The 16289-nt window shown below is 70.7% G+C and carries 20 protein-coding genes; 12 read left to right on the top strand and 8 right to left on the bottom strand.

Annotated elements, in window-relative coordinates:
* The first annotated feature begins 4 nt into the window (after window positions 1–4).
* The 12 genes from Mth01_RS08405 (at window position 5) to Mth01_RS08350 (ending at window position 10915) form a co-directional block, all read left to right on the top strand.
* Window positions 5–442, top strand: a complete 438-nt coding sequence (locus Mth01_RS08405) for a hypothetical protein (RefSeq protein ID WP_204013990.1) — start codon at window positions 5–7, stop codon at window positions 440–442.
* Window positions 443–573: 131 nt separating this feature from the next.
* Window positions 574–2427 (top strand): phage tail tape measure protein, encoded by a 1854-nt coding sequence (locus Mth01_RS08400; protein ID WP_204013987.1) that lies wholly within the window; start codon window positions 574–576, stop codon window positions 2425–2427.
* Window positions 2428–2429: 2 nt separating this feature from the next.
* Window positions 2430–5156 carry a hypothetical protein gene (locus Mth01_RS08395; protein ID WP_204013984.1) on the top strand — a complete coding sequence of 909 codons (2727 nt, stop codon included), beginning with the start codon at window positions 2430–2432 and terminating at the stop codon, window positions 5154–5156.
* Entirely contained in the window at window positions 5153–6070 is a 918-nt protein-coding gene (locus Mth01_RS08390; protein ID WP_204013981.1) for a hypothetical protein, read from the top strand. Before Mth01_RS08395 ends, Mth01_RS08390 begins: the two co-directional genes overlap by 4 nt.
* Window positions 6071–6080: 10 nt before the next feature.
* Window positions 6081–6557, top strand: a complete 477-nt coding sequence (locus Mth01_RS08385; RefSeq protein WP_204013978.1) for a hypothetical protein — start codon at window positions 6081–6083, stop codon at window positions 6555–6557.
* A 69-nt stretch (window positions 6558–6626) separates the two neighbouring features.
* Window positions 6627–7046: a hypothetical protein gene (locus Mth01_RS08380; protein ID WP_204013975.1), complete on the top strand. Its 420-nt coding sequence runs from the start codon at window positions 6627–6629 to the stop codon at window positions 7044–7046.
* Between the two features lies 1 nt (window position 7047).
* Window positions 7048–8997, top strand: a complete 1950-nt coding sequence (locus Mth01_RS08375) for a hypothetical protein (protein ID WP_204013972.1) — start codon at window positions 7048–7050, stop codon at window positions 8995–8997.
* Window positions 8994–9332: a hypothetical protein gene (locus Mth01_RS08370; RefSeq protein ID WP_204013969.1), complete on the top strand. Its 339-nt coding sequence runs from the start codon at window positions 8994–8996 to the stop codon at window positions 9330–9332. The genes Mth01_RS08375 and Mth01_RS08370 overlap by 4 nt, the downstream gene beginning before the upstream one ends.
* Window positions 9329–9547: a hypothetical protein gene (locus Mth01_RS08365; protein ID WP_204013966.1), complete on the top strand. Its 219-nt coding sequence runs from the start codon at window positions 9329–9331 to the stop codon at window positions 9545–9547. Before Mth01_RS08370 ends, Mth01_RS08365 begins: the two co-directional genes overlap by 4 nt.
* The gene (locus Mth01_RS08360; protein ID WP_204013962.1) at window positions 9544–9861 is read left to right on the top strand and encodes a hypothetical protein; all 318 of its coding nucleotides are present in this window, start codon (window positions 9544–9546) and stop codon (window positions 9859–9861) included. The genes Mth01_RS08365 and Mth01_RS08360 overlap by 4 nt, the downstream gene beginning before the upstream one ends.
* Window positions 9862–9863: 2 nt before the next feature.
* Window positions 9864–10649, top strand: coding sequence for a peptidoglycan recognition protein family protein (locus Mth01_RS08355; protein ID WP_204013959.1), 786 nt, complete (start codon window positions 9864–9866; stop codon window positions 10647–10649).
* A gap of 44 nt (window positions 10650–10693) precedes the next feature.
* Window positions 10694–10915: a holin gene (locus Mth01_RS08350; RefSeq protein ID WP_204013956.1), complete on the top strand. Its 222-nt coding sequence runs from the start codon at window positions 10694–10696 to the stop codon at window positions 10913–10915.
* A 64-nt stretch (window positions 10916–10979) separates the two neighbouring features.
* Here Mth01_RS08350 and Mth01_RS30105 read toward each other — a convergent pair whose 3' ends face one another.
* The 8 genes from Mth01_RS30105 to Mth01_RS08315 all read right to left on the bottom strand — a co-directional run bounded on the left by Mth01_RS30105 (window position 10980) and on the right by Mth01_RS08315 (window position 16275).
* On the bottom strand, window positions 10980–11108 hold the full coding sequence (locus tag Mth01_RS30105; RefSeq protein ID WP_275408905.1) for a hypothetical protein: 129 nt from the start codon (window positions 11106–11108) through the stop codon (window positions 10980–10982).
* An 85-nt stretch (window positions 11109–11193) separates the two neighbouring features.
* Complete coding sequence (locus Mth01_RS08345; RefSeq protein WP_204013953.1) at window positions 11194–11841, bottom strand: NUDIX domain-containing protein; 648 nt, start codon at window positions 11839–11841, stop codon at window positions 11194–11196.
* Window positions 11838–12065 carry a hypothetical protein gene (locus tag Mth01_RS08340; RefSeq protein ID WP_204013950.1) on the bottom strand — a complete coding sequence of 76 codons (228 nt, stop codon included), beginning with the start codon at window positions 12063–12065 and terminating at the stop codon, window positions 11838–11840. Before Mth01_RS08340 ends, Mth01_RS08345 begins: the two co-directional genes overlap by 4 nt.
* Window positions 12066–12146: 81 nt before the next feature.
* Window positions 12147–12314, bottom strand: coding sequence for a hypothetical protein (locus Mth01_RS08335; RefSeq protein WP_204013947.1), 168 nt, complete (start codon window positions 12312–12314; stop codon window positions 12147–12149).
* A gap of 17 nt (window positions 12315–12331) precedes the next feature.
* Complete coding sequence (locus tag Mth01_RS08330) at window positions 12332–12574, bottom strand: hypothetical protein (RefSeq protein WP_204013944.1); 243 nt, start codon at window positions 12572–12574, stop codon at window positions 12332–12334.
* Between the two features lie 307 nt (window positions 12575–12881).
* A complete protein-coding gene (locus Mth01_RS08325; RefSeq protein WP_204013940.1) occupies window positions 12882–15041 on the bottom strand; it encodes an FtsK/SpoIIIE domain-containing protein in 2160 nt (719 codons plus the stop codon).
* The gene (locus tag Mth01_RS08320) at window positions 15038–15343 is read right to left on the bottom strand and encodes a hypothetical protein (RefSeq protein WP_204013936.1); all 306 of its coding nucleotides are present in this window, start codon (window positions 15341–15343) and stop codon (window positions 15038–15040) included. Before Mth01_RS08320 ends, Mth01_RS08325 begins: the two co-directional genes overlap by 4 nt.
* The gene (locus Mth01_RS08315) at window positions 15340–16275 is read right to left on the bottom strand and encodes a DUF2637 domain-containing protein (protein WP_204013934.1); all 936 of its coding nucleotides are present in this window, start codon (window positions 16273–16275) and stop codon (window positions 15340–15342) included. Before Mth01_RS08315 ends, Mth01_RS08320 begins: the two co-directional genes overlap by 4 nt.
* Window positions 16276–16289: the final 14 nt, after the last annotated feature.

The following is a 16289-nucleotide window of genomic DNA, read 5'->3' as shown; positions in this document are numbered from 1 at the left end:
ACGGGTGTTCGTGACCTACTGCCCCGAGGACGGGGATGAGCAGCGGTGGACGTTCGACTCGAAACGGGTCCGCGCGTCCAAGGCCGAGATGATCGAGAAGCGGTTCGGTGACAACTGGGAGAAGTGGCTGTTCGCCGTCCAGTCGGGGAACATGCGCGCCCGCCGCGTCCTGTTGTGGCATCTGCTGACGCTGGAGCATCACGGCCTGCGGCTCGAAGACGTGCCGGATTTCTACTCGGGTGAGCTGCTGGTGGAGCACAGCGTGGCCGAGTTGCGGGAGATCCGGGATCGGGTGGCCAAGTCGAACGTGTCGGCCGAGCAGCGGGAGGACGTCTTCACCGCGCTCGACACGGAGATCACGGCGGCCATGGAGCGGGAAGAGCACTTCGGGGAGCCGGAGGGAAAAGCCCCCTCGAAGAGCGGCGCCGCCGATATTCCCTAGCTATCTCCGAGGTCCTGCATATTCGGCCGTGGGAGCAGCGGGAGCTTCTCACGGCGGATGAGCTGACCGCCGCGTGCGACTACATCGACGAGATGAACAAGCGTGCCGACGAGGCCAGGCGGAGGTGAATTGTGGCGGATACCTCGCTCGTCTTCAACATTCTGGCGCGGGACAAGGCATCGAAGACTTTCGATTCCCTGAAAGGCAAGGCGGCGGTGGCCGGTGCGGCTATCGGCGTCGCGCTGTCGGCGGGTCTTTCGAGCGCGATGCAGAAGACGAAGTCGGACGCGCTGCTGGCCGCTCAGCTGGGGGCCGGGCCGGAGGTGGCGGCCTCGCTCGGTCAGGCGTCGGGCGACTTGTACGCGCGGGGCGTGGTCGACTCGATCGAGACGGGCAACGCGGCGATCAAGGGCGCGATCCAGAACGCGCTGGTGCCGAAGGGTGCGGGTAGCGCGGCGATCGCGGAGATGGGCGCGATGGTCGCGAACATGGGCGCGATCATGGAGGAGGACGCGTCCCGGGTATCGGCCACCGTCTCGCAGATGCTCCGCACCGGGATGGCCTCCAGTGCTCAGGAGGCGTTCGACATCTTGGCGGCCGGGGCTCAGCGGGGCGCCAACAAGAGCCAGGATCTGTTAGATACGTTTAATGAATATCCGACGCTTTTCCGTAATTTGGGATTGTCGGGTCAGCAGGCGATGGGTCTGATTTCTCAGGGGTTGCAGGCGGGCGCGCGGGATTCGGATATAGTCGCGGACGCATTGAAAGAGTTTTCGATCCGTGCGGTGGACGGCAGTAAGACGACTGCGCAAGGGTTCGCGATGCTGGGCCTGAACGCAAGCCAGATGGCCGCGCAGATCGCGAAGGGCGGGAAGAGCGCGTCGGCCGGCCTTCAGCTCACGCTCGACAAGCTTCGGGGGATAAAGGATCCGGTCAAGCAGTCTCAGGCGGCCGTGGCGCTGTTCGGCACGCAGGCCGAGGACATGGGTCGCGCTTTGCTCGCGCTCGATCCCTCCAAGGCCGTCTCTGGGCTGGGCAATCTGCAGGGGGCCGCCCAGCGGGCCGGAGACACCCTTGAGCAGTCAGCCGGCGCGAAGGTGGAGGCCTTCAAGCGGAAGCTTGAGATGGGCTTGACGAACGCGCTTGCCGGGGTGGCGGGGTGGCTGGAGAAGAACTCGGGGCTGGTGGAGACGCTGGCGATCGTGCTCGGGCCGATCGTCGGGATCATCGCGGCGATCGTGGCCATCTCCAAGATTTGGACGATCGTGCAGACGGCGTTGAACGTGGTGATGATGGCCAACCCGATCGGGCTGATCGTCTTGGCGATCATTGCGCTGATCGCGATCGTCGTGCTGGCCTGGCAGCACTCGGAGACTTTCCGCAAGATCGTGACTGCTGCCTGGCAGTGGGTGTGGGACAAGGTCAAGGCCGTCGGAGCGTGGTTCACGGGCACCCTATGGCCGTGGATCAAGGGCGTGTGGGACAAGATCTCCGGTGGCGTCGTCGCCCTGAAAGACAAGATCGTGGTCGCGTGGAACAACGTGATCGGCTTCTTCAGGGGCCTTCCCGGCAAGATCGCCTCAATCGGGTCCAAACTGTGGAACGGGATCAAGGACGGATTCCGCGGCGCGATCAACTGGATCATCGGGAAGTGGAACGGCATCTCCTTCGGCATCCCGGAGATCGACCTGCCCGGCATCGGCAAGGTCGGCGGCGGCCGGTTCAGCGTGCCCCAGATCCCCTACCTGGCCAAGGGCGGCACGGTCACCGGGGCCGGCATGGCCGTGGTCGGCGAGCGCGGCCCCGAGCTCGTCAGCCTGCCTCGCGGCGCCCAGGTGTCTCCGCTCAGCCGGGGCGGGAGCGAGGTGACCGTGCGCCTGGTCGCCGACGGGGCCGACGCCGAACTGCTGCGGCTGCTGCGGAAGCTGGTCCGGGTCGAGGGCCGGGGCAGCGTCCAGACGGCGTTCGGCACCGGGAGGGGGTGAGGATGGCGTTCCCGGCTGATCCGCTCGACGTCCGCACCGACCTGTACCTCGACGGGGCGTGGGTGGACATCACCGATGACGTGCGGGTGTCGTCTGGGCTGTCGATCCGGCGGGGACAGTCCGATGAGGGCTCCCGGTCCGACCCGGCCAAGTGCACGCTCACCATCGACAACCGTGACGGGAAGTACAGCCCGCGCAACCCCGCGTCGCCGTACTACGGGCGGATCGGCCGCAACACCCCGATCCGCGTGTCGGTGGCCAGGCTGGGCATGGCGCTCAACCTGACCGGGGAAGAGAAGGTGGCCGCGACCACTCCCGCCGTGCCCGCCCTGGACCTGACCGGCGACCTCGACATCCGATGCCTGGTCGAGCTGTCCCGGTGGTCGTCCGCGAACGCGCAGACGTTCATCGGGAAGCACCTCGGCGCGTACGTCTTCGGCAAAGATGAGTCCGACCGGCTGCGCCTGGAGTGGACCTCGGGAGGCGTCTACCGGGCCGCCCGCTCCACGCCGGTGACGTTCGCCGACGGCTCGGCGCAGTGGGTGCGCGTCACCTACGACCGTGACAACGGGGCCGGCGGGCACACCACGACGTTCTACACCTCCGCCGACGGCGTCACCTGGACCCAGTTCGGGGATCCGGCGACCGGCTCCGGTACCGAGGCGGTCAACACGAACAGCACGCCACTGGCCCTCGGCGTCCGCGGTGACGTCGCGTCGGCGATGGCCGGCCGTATCTACCGGGCCGAGGTGCGCGACGGCATCGGCGGCACAGTGGTGGCCGCGCCGGACTTCAGGGCCCTGGCCGAGGGGACTACCTCGTTCACCGACAGCGCGGGGCGTACGTGGACGGTGACGCCTCCGGCGGCCGAGGTGACCGCGAAGGATGTCCGGTTCGTCGGCGAGGCGTCGGCGTGGCCGCCGCGGTGGGACGTGGCCGGGGCGGACGTGACGGTCCCGATCGAGGCCGCGGGCATCCTGCGTCGTCTCGGGCAGGGCGCCTCACCGCTGAAGTCGACGATGTACCGGGGCCTCACCTCTCCGGGGCTGACGACGGATGTGGTGGCGTACTGGTCGTGCGAGGACGCCGCCGGGGCGACGTCGCTCGCCTCCGCTGTTGGTGGCTCGCCGATGCGTGTCAAGGGGTCGCCCGACCTGGCGGCATACACCGGGTTCGCCTGCTCGGAGCCGATTCCGGTCCTGAAGGGCAGCGAATGGTCCGGGACCATCCCGGCGTACACCGTGACCGGGCAGACGCAGCTGCGGTTCCTGCTGGCGGTCCCGTCCGGTGGCGAGGCGAGTGATTCCAGTGGGCGGACGGTCTTCCGGTGGCGCACATCGGGGAGCGCGAGCCGGTGGGAGGTGGTGCTCAGCTCGTTCGGCGGTTTGGCGTTGCGCGCCTACAGCGGGGAGAACGCCCAGGTCCTCAACACCGACTACGTGACGTTCGCCGCCAACGGGAAACTGCTGCGCGTCAGCGCGGAACTGACGCAGAACGGGCCGAACGTCAGCTATGCGATCTCCGCGCTGGTGGTCGGGCAGACGACCGGCGGCACCTGGACCGGCACGCTCAACGGTCACACTGTGGGCGCCGTCGCGGGGGTGACGGTCGCTCCCGGCGGCGGCCTGGGAGACACCGCTCTCGGTCACGTCGTCATGCAGACCGCCGTGACCAGCCTGTACGACCTGGCCTCGCAGCTCAATGCCTGGGACGGCGAGCAGGCAGGGCAGCGGATCCGCCGTCTGTGCGATGAGGAGGGCATCCCGATCGTCGTCATCGGCGGCTGGTCCGACACGGCGATGGCCGGCCCGCAACGGCCGGCGACGTTGCTGGATCTGCTCACCGAGGCCGCCGCCGCGGACATGGGCATCCTGACCGAGCCTCGGGATCGGCTCGGCCTGCTCTACCGCACCCGCAAGACTCTGTACGGGCAGCGTCCAGCGGTCGCGCTGGACTACGCGGCCGGGCATCTGGTGCCGCCGCTGGAGCCGGTGGACGACGACCAGGCCACGCGTAACGACGTCACGGTCAAGCGGGAGGGCGGGTCGTCGGCGCGTGCCGTGCGGGAGAGCGGGCCGCTGTCGGTGGCCGCCCCGCCTGCCGGTGTCGGCCGGTACGGCGAAGAGGTCACGGTCGGCGTGCAGTCGGACGCGCTGCTGCCCGATCAGGCCGGGTGGCGGCTGCATCTGGGCACAGTGGATGAGGCCCGCTATCCGTCCATCACGGTCGATCTGACCGCCGAGGCATTGCGGGCCGACCAGGCGCTGGCATCGGCCATGTGCCGCCTGGACGCCGGTGACCGGATCACCGTGGACAACCTGCCGTCGTGGCTGCCGCCCGGTCAGGTCAGCCAGATCGCCCGGGGCCTGGCCGAACGCCTGGGCCCGTTCGACTGGGACATCACGGTGGCGTGCTCCCCGGAGTCGCCCTGGCGGGTCGCGCGGTACGGCACGGCCCGGTATGGCCTGGCCGGCTCCACGCTCGCGGCGGGAGTGACGAGTGCGGCGGCGACGCTGAGCGTGTCGGTGCCCGACGGCCTGATCTGGACGACAGACCCGGCCGAGTTCCCATTCGACATTGTGATCGGGGGCGAGGTCATGACCGTCACGAGCATCACGGGCACGGGCCCGCAGACGTTCACCGTCATCAGGGCCGCCAATGGCGTGACCAAAGCTCACAGTTCTGGGGCCGCGGTCGTGCTGGCCGAGCCCGGGATCCGGGCGCTGTGACCGACATTCGCGCCGGGGCCAAGGTCCGGGCGGCGGACTACCCGCCCACGGTGGGTGCGTCGGATTCCACCGCCCAGAACAACATCACGTCCACGTCGTATATCACCGGGTCGCCGACCGTGTCCGTCGCCTTCGTCGCGCCGACGTCGGGGCAGGTGCTGGTGACGGTGGGGATGGGCGCCCGGGACGATGGCGGTGTCAATCGTGCCCATCTCGCTCCGGTGGTGCGGCTCGGAAACTCGGGCGGGACTACCGTGCTGGCCGCGGATGTGACCACGCGCGGCGTGGGTAGTGTGGGCGAGGCGAAGGCGTTCCACTACGCCTCCCGGACCAGCCTGTTGAGTGGTCTGACGCCGGGCGCGACGTACTACGCGGAGACGCGGCACAAGGTTTCCGGCGGGTCGAGCGCCGACATCGCGACCCGGGACATCGCCGTGGTCCCGGTCCCGCTGGGTGGCGGCCGCGCCGGCAGCGAGATCCTCGCGCTGGACATGCCTCCGGCGGTGCAGGCGATTGATACGACGCAGATCAACAATCCGGGCAACACCTCCTACACGTCGGGCACGCCGGAGGTGGGCGCGGAGTTCATCGCGCCTACCAGTGGCCGGGTGCTGCTCATCGTCGGCGGGGGGCTGGGCAACGGGGCGGGAAACCGTGTGTTCCTGTCGCCGCAGGTGTGGTGGTGGTCGGGCGTCGATTGGGTGGAGGTCCTCGCGCCGGGTGTTCCCGCCCGGGGGTTCGCCGCGCATAGCTCTGCCTCGGGGTTCCATTTCGGCAGCAGGGAGACGCTGCTGGAGGGGCTCACGCCGGGGGCGTTCTACTACGCGTGGGTCATGCATGTGATGGCCGGTGACGGCGGCGCGGCTGTCGGGGACATCGCGTGCAGGCAGATCACCGTCGTCCCGGTGAGCTGAGGAGGCGCGCATGCCGAATCTGACGGACGGCGCGATCGTGTACGGCGCGGACTTTCCCCCGTCAGCGGCTGATGGTGACGACGCGGGCTTGACGCAGCTGTCGAACACCTCCTATCAGGCGGGTTCCCCCGTGGTCGCCGTCACGTTCGTCGCGCCAACGTCGGGCCGGGTGCTGCTCATCGTCGGCGGGGGGATGCGCGACAGCGCGGCCGTCGACCAGGTGATGTTGGCGCCGCAGGTGTTCCGGGGGACGGATGCCACGGGGTCGGAGGTGCTCGCGCCGTCGGCGTCGGGCCGGGGGCTCGGGTCGGTCGCGGCGGACAAGGCGTTCCACTACGCCTCCCGGACCAGCCTGTTGAGTGGTCTGACGCCGGGCGCGACGTATTACGCCCGGGTCGTGCACATGATCGTCCCGCCGTCTGGTGGGACTCCGTCGGCGAAGGCCGACATCGGGGCACGGGACATCACCGTGATCCCGGTCTCCTGACGCGACTGCGCGTCTGGCTCATCTGCCTGCGACCTGGGGCGCAGGGCACGTCACCCGATTGGAGAAACCGTGGGTACCTTCCGCATTTCTGCTTCCGCTCGTAACGCCGCCGCTGACGCGGTCCGGGTCCTGCCCGACGCGGGCACGGGCGGCAAGCTGCGCATCTACGCGGGCACGCAGCCGGCCGGGCCGGACTCGGGCATCGGCGGGGCGACGCTGCTGGCGGAGATCGCCCTGGCCAAGCCGGCGTTCGGCGCGGCGGCCGCGGGTGTGGTGACGCTGGCGGGGACGCCGCTGTCGGCGACGGCGTCCGGCACCGGGACCGCCGCGTGGTTCCGCATCGTCGACTCGTCCGGCACAGCCGTCATGGACGGCGCGGTCGGCCTGTCCGGGTCGGGGGCTGAGCTGATCCTGTCCGCGACGTCGCTGTCCGCGGGTATCACGGTCACGATCTCCTCCGGCACTGTCACGATGCCCGCCAGTAACTGACGTGCCGAATCTCCTCACGCCCAACCAGTCCAGCCTGGACGTCGACGCGTCCGGCTGGACCACCGGCAGCGGCACGTTCAGCCGGGATGCCACCGGCTCCCGCTCGGCCCCGGCCAGCCTGAAGATCGTCTCCACGGTCGTCGGGAACACCTGGTGCAACCTGGCCTCCATCGTCACCATCCCCGCCGGTGACGTCGGGAAGACCTACACCCTGGAGGCGTGGGCCTGGACCTCCCTGTCGGGGATCACCGGCAAGGTCGGGGTTGACTGGCTGGGCTCGGGCGGCGCGACCATCTCCACCGTCGCGCATGCCGGGCAGGCGCTCACCGCGAGCACCTGGACGCGGGTCACGATGACCGCGACCGTCCCGGCCGGGACCGTGAGCGCACGGGTCTTCCTGCCGTGGGCGGTCTCCACCGCGACCGGTCAGACGTTCTGGTTCGACGACATGTGGTTCGGGACGGTGGATGTCACCGGCGCCCTGGCCGCGATGCTGCCCGCCCTGACCAAGCACATGCCGGGCAACCGCCTGTCGGCGAACGCCTCAGACCTGGAGACGTCGATCGAAGACTGGGTGGCCGCGTCCGGCACCCTGTCCAGGTCGACGACCCGCGCCCACTCCGGGTCCGCGTCGCTGCAGCTCGTCTCCACCGCCGCCGGGGACGTATGGGCCTGGCACAGCTGGATGTACGCCGTCACCCCCGGAGAGACCTACACGATCTCCGCGTGGGTGTACACCACCTTGACCGGGCGGACCGCCCGCCTGGGCGTCAACTGGTACGGAAGCTCCGAAGACCCGCCCCTTGAGACGGTCAACTGGGTGTCCGGCCCGGTCGCGCTGACGCAGAACGCCTGGACGTTCGCCGCCGCGACGGTAACCGTCCCGGCCGGAATGGCCTGGGCCGAACCGGTCCCATGCGCCGCGTCCGCGTCCGCCGCCGGTCAGACGTTCTGGATCGACGACATGTACTTCGGCGTGGCCTCGGCGTCCGGGCCCATGGCCGCCGCGCTGTCGCCGCTGTCCGCGTCCGACACCGGGACCCTCCGCACCAGTGGCGACCTGGCCGCCGCGCTGGGACCGCTGGCCGCCGACCTGGCCGCCGAGACGGGCACGACCGGCGACCTCGCCGCGCTACTCCCCGCACTCACCGGCGACCTTGACGGCGAGACTGCCGCGTCCGGGACCGCCGATGCCGTGCTGCCACGCCTGGCCGCCCTGCTCGACGCCGAGGCCATCACGGCCGGCGACCTGACCGCCGTCCTGCCCGCACTCACCGGCGACCTGGCCGCCGTGGCCGCGCTCACCGGCGACCTCGACGCCACGCTCCCCCCGCTAGGCGCGGACCTTGACGGGGCGGCCTTCTGGCCCGCGCCCGTCTCCGGCGACCTGACCGCCGCCCTGCCCGCACTCACCGGCGACGTGCAAGGCCAGGCCGCCACCGCCGCCGCCCTGACCGCCACCCTGGCCACCCTGACGGCCGCCCTCGCAGGCGAACAAGTCGCATCCGGGATCGTGACCCCGGACCTGCCAGCGCTCGGCGCGGACCTCCAGGGCGACGTCATCACGTCCGGCCACGCGACCGCGACCGCGCCCGCCCTGACCGCCGACCTGGCCGCCGCCGCCGCCGTCTCCGCCGACCTCGACGCAGCCCTCGCCGCGCTCGCCGCCGCCCTCGATGGCGAAGCCGCCACGACGGGCACCCTGGCCGCGAGCGCGCCCGCACTCACCGCGGACCTCGCGGCCCAGGCCGCCACCGCCGCCGCCCTGGCCGCGAGCGCGCCCGCACTCACCGCACACCTGACCAGCAGCATCCTCATCGTCCGCGGCATCCGCGCCGACGTCCACGGCCCCGCCATCCTCGCCCGCCCGATCGCAGGGCCCGCCGTCGCCCCGCCGGTCACCGTCACCGGACCCGACACCAGCCGGACAGTGGAAGGAGTCGCGACTTGAGCGTCGTACTGCAACGCGAATCGACGGAGTACGTGTACCTCGGCGTCACCGGAGATCCACCCACCGTCGGGGCGGAGGTCGCCTACCTGCCCGCCGGAACCCGGCCCACCGAGCCCGACTGGCACGCCGCCGTAGTCGTCGGCGTAGGCCACGCGCTGTGGGACGACGCCGCCAGTTCCGACGTGACCGGCGACTACTACGTGGCCCGCCTCATCGGCGGCTACGGCGGCAACGACCTCGTGCTCACACCGGGCGACTACCAGCCGTGGGTCCGCCTGACCGACACGATCGAGCAGCCCGTACGGATCACCCCCGTCGCCCTGGAGATCGCGTGAAAATCATCGTGCAGTACGAGCACGACCCGGCCGACCTGGCCACCATCTACCTCGCCGTCGCCCCACGCGGCGCCCGGCCTGCCGACGGCGACTGGCAGCCCGCCTACCGCGACACCGTGAACGGCCGCCGCGTCATCTGGATCCGCGCCGACACCGACGGAGTCGTCTGGGTACGCGACGCGGCCGGCGAACGGCAGGCCCAGAGGCTCACGTGAGCGTGATGGAGGTCTTCGCCGCCGCCGGAGTCATCAGCGGCGGCCTCGGCCTACTGACCCTGCTCGGCCACGGCGGACGGCGCGCCTGGCGGATGCTCGGCCAGACCGAGGAATTCCTCGGCGACTGGCGCGGCACCCCCGCCCGGGACGGCGTGGAGGCGCGCCCCGGGGTGATGGCACGCCTGGCGGCGCTCGAGGAAAGCCAGGCGGTGATCGAGCACGAGGTCGTCACCAACGACGGCAGCTCACTGAAGGACGCCGTGAAGCGGATCGAGACGAAGCTGACCGCCCACCTGGAGAGCCTGGAGGACTGACCGTGGCCGACATCGTCACCCGCGCCGAATGGGGCGCACGCGCCCCGAAGGGCACCTACAGCACGCTCGGCTCGACCAAGGGAACCAAGGTCCACTACACCGGCGGCCGGGTAGACCCGCGCATCATCGACGACCACGACCGGTGCGTCGAGCTGGTGCGGGACATCCAGGCGTTCCACATGGACGGGCACGGCTGGATCGACATCGGCTACAGCCTCGTGGCCTGCCCGCACCGGCTCGTGTTCACCGGCCGCGGCCCTCATCGTCTGCCCGCCGCCAACGGTCCCGGGCTCAACACCGGCCACTACGCCGTGCTCGCCCTGGTCGGCAACGAGGGCCTGGTGCAGCCGAGCGACGAGCAGCTGCACGCGATCCTCGACGCGATCGACTACCTCCGTGCCCAGGGCGGAGCCGGACACGAGATCAAGGGCCACCGCGACGGCTACTCCACCGACTGCCCCGGCGGCCCTCTCTACTCGTGGATCCAGCGCGGGGCACCCAGGCCGGGCGGCACGACGACCCGCCCGGCCGCGAGCGCGATGCAGCCGAAGCCCGGCACGCGCGCCCCGGCATGGCCCGGCCGGCTCCTGCGCTACCCGCCGCTCACCCGAGGGGCCGACGTCTACACCTGGCAGCGGCAGGCCAAGAAGCTCGGCTACGACCTCGACATCGACGGCGCGTACGGCCCGCAGTCCCGAGGGGTGTGCCGGAGGCTCCAGCGCGCCCACGGGCTCGATGATGACGGGATCGTCGGGCCGCTCACCTGGAAGGCCACGTTCGCCCGTTAGTCCCAAGCACCCGCCCCGTGCGGGCCAACCCTGAAGGAGGGGCCATGAAGAAATGGCTACTGGACGCTGTCGAGCGTGCCGTACGTACCGCCGCGCAGGCCGCGCTCGGCGTCTTCGGTGCCGGTGTCGCCGGCCTGCTCGACGTCGACTGGGCGATGACCGGTTCGATCGCCGGACTGGCCGCCGTGGTGTCGCTGCTGACGTCGGTCGCGGCCGGGTTCAAGGGCGACCCGAGTACGGCGGGGTTCGTCACGAGGACCCGCTGACCCGCCGCGCACGAGCAAGCCCCGCTCTCCACTCGGAGGGCGGGGCTTTTCGTCATGCCTGAGGTCAGCGGGTGCGCTCGCCCGGCTTCTTGGCGTTCTTCGGGTCGGCAGGGCACACGTCCGGGTTGTAGAACGCCTTGCGGAACGTGCCGCCGCAGTGGGGGCAGGTCACCGTCGTCTCCTGGTCGGCCATGTCAGGCTCCTTTCTCGATGAGATGGGGGTGGAGCTGACTGCTCCGGACACGCGCCCGGACGGGCCGGGCGCGATCCGCAGCCGCTCAGCTGAGCAGGGCTTGCAGCATGGCCACGTGCGCGGCGAACACCCGCCCATCGAAGGTGGACTCCAGGTCGTCGACCAAGCCCCGGTACGAGTCCGCGTGTATCCACTCGGCACGCCGGGCGTCGTCGGCGCCGGCTACCGGGGGCAGGACAGCGAGGGGTGCGAGGTCGACCACGGCGGGCACCGTCACCATCCACGCCTCATCGGAGGCGCGGGGGTCGGGTGCGTACCGCGCCGGGAGCACCTCCCAGGGCCAGCCGTCCACGACCAGCCCGGTCTCCTCCTCGAGCTCCCGCACCGCGGCGGCGCCGGGGTCCTCGCCGGGGTCGACGCAGCCGCCGGGTAGCGCCCAGCCGTGCCCGTCGTCCCGCTCGACCATCAGCAGCCACCGGCCGCCCCCGCAGGTGGCGGTGACGATGGCGTCGGCGGCGAGCTTCTCACCCCAGTGGCCCAGCTCGTTCCGGCCGTACCGGATCCCGGTCGGGGCGAACGGGTTGACCGGGCGGCCGTCGATCACCTCGAACGGGATCGCGGCGGCGGCCTGTCGTGGTGCCCAGTCGATGCGGGCCGGGTCGGTCTCCGGGTCGGCCCACCCCTGCGTGACGCCGATGGTCAGCACGTCGGGGTGGGTGTACTCGCGGCTCATGAGCGGCCGTCCATGCGGATGTCCACGTTGCCGATGACGCCGTCCGCCTGGAGGCCGACGCGGGCGTTACCGGAACGGATGTTCTGGACCTTCGCCTTGGCCCGCTCAGCCTTCTCCATAGCGGCCTTGACCTTCTCCTCGCGGGCGTTGTCCTCGTCCCCCGCGCCGATGCTGCCCGCCTGGATGGCCGTGTAGCCGCTGTCCGTGTAGTTCGTCTTGCCCATGATCTCTCCTCTTGGTGATGGTCGGGGCGGTCGCCCCGGGCACCCCACCGGCCAAGACCGGTGAGGACCCGCAACGGCCGCTCAGCCGTGGCGTTTGTCAATAAGGGCGAAGTACTCGGGCGTCCCGAACGGCGGGCAGGCGCACGGGGCCTTCGTGCACAGAGCGCACCGGACCTTGGAGGCGTCCTTCTTCCCGGTCGCGTAGTCCCCCAGGTCCGGGGACCGCTTCACGCTGATCTTCTTGGCCATCTCGGTCTCCTCTCCGGTCAGCCGAACCAGCGGCCAAGCCCCTTGGCCTTGGCCCCCGCGCGCCGCAATTCGCGCTCCTTGAGCTGCTCGGCCTTCCGCCGGCCGACCTGCCGCTCCAGGGCGGCCTGCGCCTTCCGCTGCTCGACGGAGGTCGCGTTGTCCCCCAGCGCCGTGCGCGCCAGCCGGTCGAGATCGTTCGCCGCCTGGGCCTTGGCCTTCGCCGCGGCGCGCTGCTCGGGCGTCATCCTGTCGCGTGCCATGCTGGTGCTCCCTTCATGGGGCCCCGGGGCGGGTGCTTGGTCGTGGCCGCCCCGGGGCATTTGTCGTGTGGAGCTGGCCGCTCCGGGCGCCCGGCCGAGGGGCTGGCCGAGCACCCGCAACGCCCACATCAAGATCCGAACAGTGGGTTAGGTCCGGCGACAGGGGTTAGTGATCCCCCTCGCAGCCCGCAGCGGCCTAATCCTGGCCGTGACCTGCGAAAAGTGACCCGAGTTAGCCGGTGAGGCGCTGTCTGCCGAGAGCCGCCAGAGGGCGTCAGAGGCGGGTTTCGCCGAGAAGCCGGCCACCTCACTCGCTCGCCTCTCGCAGCACCCGCCGCAGATCAGCCGGATCCAGCCGGAGCACGTTGCCGGTGTTCGTGACCCGGACGCCCTCCCGCTTGAGGACGGCCGCCAGCTCAGTGCCGGTCAGGGACTCATACGGCCGCCATGCCGGGGCGAGGTCCCGCAGGAAGGCGGGGACGTCGGCCAGGCGCACCCGCTCCTCACCGAGCACCTCATCCATGTCGGCCAGCAGATCCCGCGGCTGCTCGACCTCCACGGTCGCCCTTGTGGTCACCTTCGTGCGGCGAGCCTTGGCCCGGTCCGCGACCTCGGCGGCCTCCTCGGTCGAGACGTAGTGCGTGCGAATCGTGATCGACGACTGGCCGGGCGGCACGTCCGATCCCTCGCCGTTGCTGACGAGCGTCCCCTTGTCGAGGCCCTGCCGCAGCAGATGCGGCGACGCGCCACCGTCCACGGCCTTGTCGCCCAGCGCCATCCGAGACTGCGACTCAGTGCCGACAGCCAGCGACGCCCGAATGTGAGCACCCTCCCGGACCAGCTTGGGCAGGTTCTGGTCGGTCGGGTCCTGCGTGCCCTCCCACAGGAGCACGTCCACGGCCCGCCCCTGATTCTGGATCTTCCGGGCGGCCATGAAGAACCTGGACGTGGCCTTGGTCCCGCCATAGGGACAGCCCATCTCGTCCTTCTCCGGGCACATGAACGCCACCTGCGCCTCATCGACGATGATGACGACGGGATCGAACCGGGTCCCGGCAGGAGCCTGAAGGCGGCGTTCCATCTCGCCGACGCCCCACTCCACCACCCTGGTCACGGCAGCGACATGCTCATCCGTCGGCCCCTGGATCAGCACGTCCGCCAAATCCTCGAACATCGCCCAGTCGCCGGCGCCCTTGAGGTCGCCGATACGGAAACGCACCGACGGATCGAAGGCCAGCCACAACGCCAGAGCCCGCAGGGCGGCCGTCTTGCCCTGGTTGGACAAACCGGTGATCAGCAGATGCCGCTGGAACAGGCTGATCAGCGCAGCGTCGCCCCGCAGATCCTGACCCCACGGCGCCCGGCCCGACTTGTAGTCGGCCTTCATGTCCGGGTCGGTGACCAGCGGAGACGGGCCGATCGGCTCATCCAGCGCGCCCGAGTCGGCGATCCACAAACGCACCGTACGGGCAGCTTGAGGGATGGTAATGAACGTCTCATGCTCGTGACGGCCAAGGTTCTCGGCAAGCTTCCGCCGCCGCTTCTGAACCTCCTCAGTCGAGACGCCCGAGGGCAGCATCACGTCCACCTCGACACCACACCCGGCGATGCGGATCGGGCCGAGCATGCCCGCCCCGGCGTCCCCCATCTCGGCGATGGCCTTGCGCAGCGGCGCGATACCCAAGTCACGCAGCGCGGTGACCACGACGGACGGAGTGATCGGAGCGCCGGAGGTGTCGCGCTGGCTGGCGGGCATCAGCCACGTCACGGGCGTCCCTCGACGTCGCCCTTCGCGGTGCGCCGCGACCAGCACCACGACCGGCGTCCCAACCACCAGGACGGGCCAGAGGAACCCCAGCATCAGCAGCACGACCCGGATCGCCCCGCCAATCCACCGGAAGACGGCGCCGAACTCACCAACCCCGGTGAGCCACACGCCCAGGCTGAGCAGCACCAGCAACACCAGAAACCCGCCACAGCCGAGCCCAGCGAACGCGAGCACCCGCAACGCCAGCTTCGGCGCCTCCATCAACCGCTGGTGGCGGTGCATCGCCGCAGCCTGCTTGCGCTCCAGCCACTCGGCCAGCCGCACGTGATCCCCCATGGCCTCGGCCGCCCGGATCTGACGGCGATGCACTCCGAGCGTGAGCGCATCCCACGCCCTAGTCAGCCACGAATGCCAGCCCTGACCAGCGGTAACCGCCACAGAGGCGGTCACTCGGGCAACCTTGACGGTCCGCTCGGACGGCTGCACCGCGATGGCACGCCCGGCGATCGTCACCGGCAGCCGCACCACCGGGGACGCGGCACTGGGCTCGTCGACGACCTCACCGTCATAGACCGCCGGCTCCAGCTCGCCGCCATGCCCGACCTCGGCAGGCTCAGGGATGGTGGCGGGCAGCGGCAGGTCGGGGGCGTCGGCACCATCGCGCACGATCTGCAGGCGGCGCGGCTGAGGCTCGGTCATCGCGCCTCCCGGAGGCGGACCGGGTGCCAGCCGATGAGGCCGGCCACATGCCAGCCACACGCCGCGATGACCAGAGCGATCCCGCTGAGGGTCTTGACCGCCGTGCCGCATGCGGCGACGGCCAGTGCTCCGGCGGTCACGGCGAGTACGACGGCCAAGCCGGCCGCCGCGTACAGCGGTGCCCGCCACCCGAGCGCGCGGACCGCGGCGGCGAGCTGGGCGGGCGTGCGCGCCTCGGGGGCCACCTCGCGGCGAGCGGTGAAGACCAGGGCGACGGCCAGGGCGATGAGGGCCCAGATCACGGGGTCACCCCCGATCCGGGGACAGTCAGCGCAGGCACCTGACCATTGATCGGAGTCGTCTTCGCAGCAGCCTGGGCGGCAGTGCGCTCGGCCGCCGCGTCCCGCTCCCGCTCGACGTCGGCGATGACGTAGCCCACCTGCCGCTCACTGATCCCGAAGTGGGTCGCGAGGGTCTTCCGCTTGGGCTTCACGCCGTTCTCAAGGAGAAGGCCGACCGCGACGGCGGCGAACCACTTACGGATCTCACGCTCGGTCTCCGGGTCAAGCGGGCCACCCTGCTCGGGCCGTTCCGGGCCGGTACCGCCCTGGGCGCCGGAGGCCTCGCCGCCCTCCCCACCTGGGGCGTGTCCGCGCTGCTCAGAGGGCGATCCCGGGAACAGCTGACGCAGCACGTACACGAACAGGTGCGTGCCGCAGAAGACCGTCCCGATGACCAGTCCGGCCACAACGACCACGACGGGCCACGGCAGCGGCGGCATCACCCCGGACACCCGGTCAGGGGTGGTCCAGCCGAGCCCGTGCAGATACTGCAACACCCCGGACGCGATCGTGAACAGCCCGACGATGCCGAGGGCGTACCGGCGCGCCTTCCGATCATGTCGGAGGATCATCGCGGCGATGATGGCCACCACGATCAGGCCGTCCACCCCGATCCAATACAGCTTCGCCGCCTCGGGCTCGAGGTGTGCGGCGAGCGCGGTGTCCCGTAGTGGGCCGAGCGCGGTGTGCAGTCCGACCGCGACGATCGCGAGGACCAGGAGGCCGAGCACGCCGACGCCCAGGACGGCCCACGTCGAGCGGACCGAGACCGGGAGTATGGCGGGCGCGGAAGCCGTACGCCGGGGCAGGCGGATGGTCAGGCGCGGGAACCGCCACCGCCTCGAACCCGTGTTCTCTGGTGTGCTGTTGTCACTGTCGTTAAGGTCACTCACAGCCCTGATCTCCT

This window comes from Sphaerimonospora thailandensis, from assembly GCF_016863115.1.
In the GTDB taxonomy this organism is placed as follows: domain Bacteria; phylum Actinomycetota; class Actinomycetes; order Streptosporangiales; family Streptosporangiaceae; genus Sphaerimonospora; species Sphaerimonospora cavernae.
This window is presented reverse-complemented; position numbering and strand designations above follow the sequence as displayed.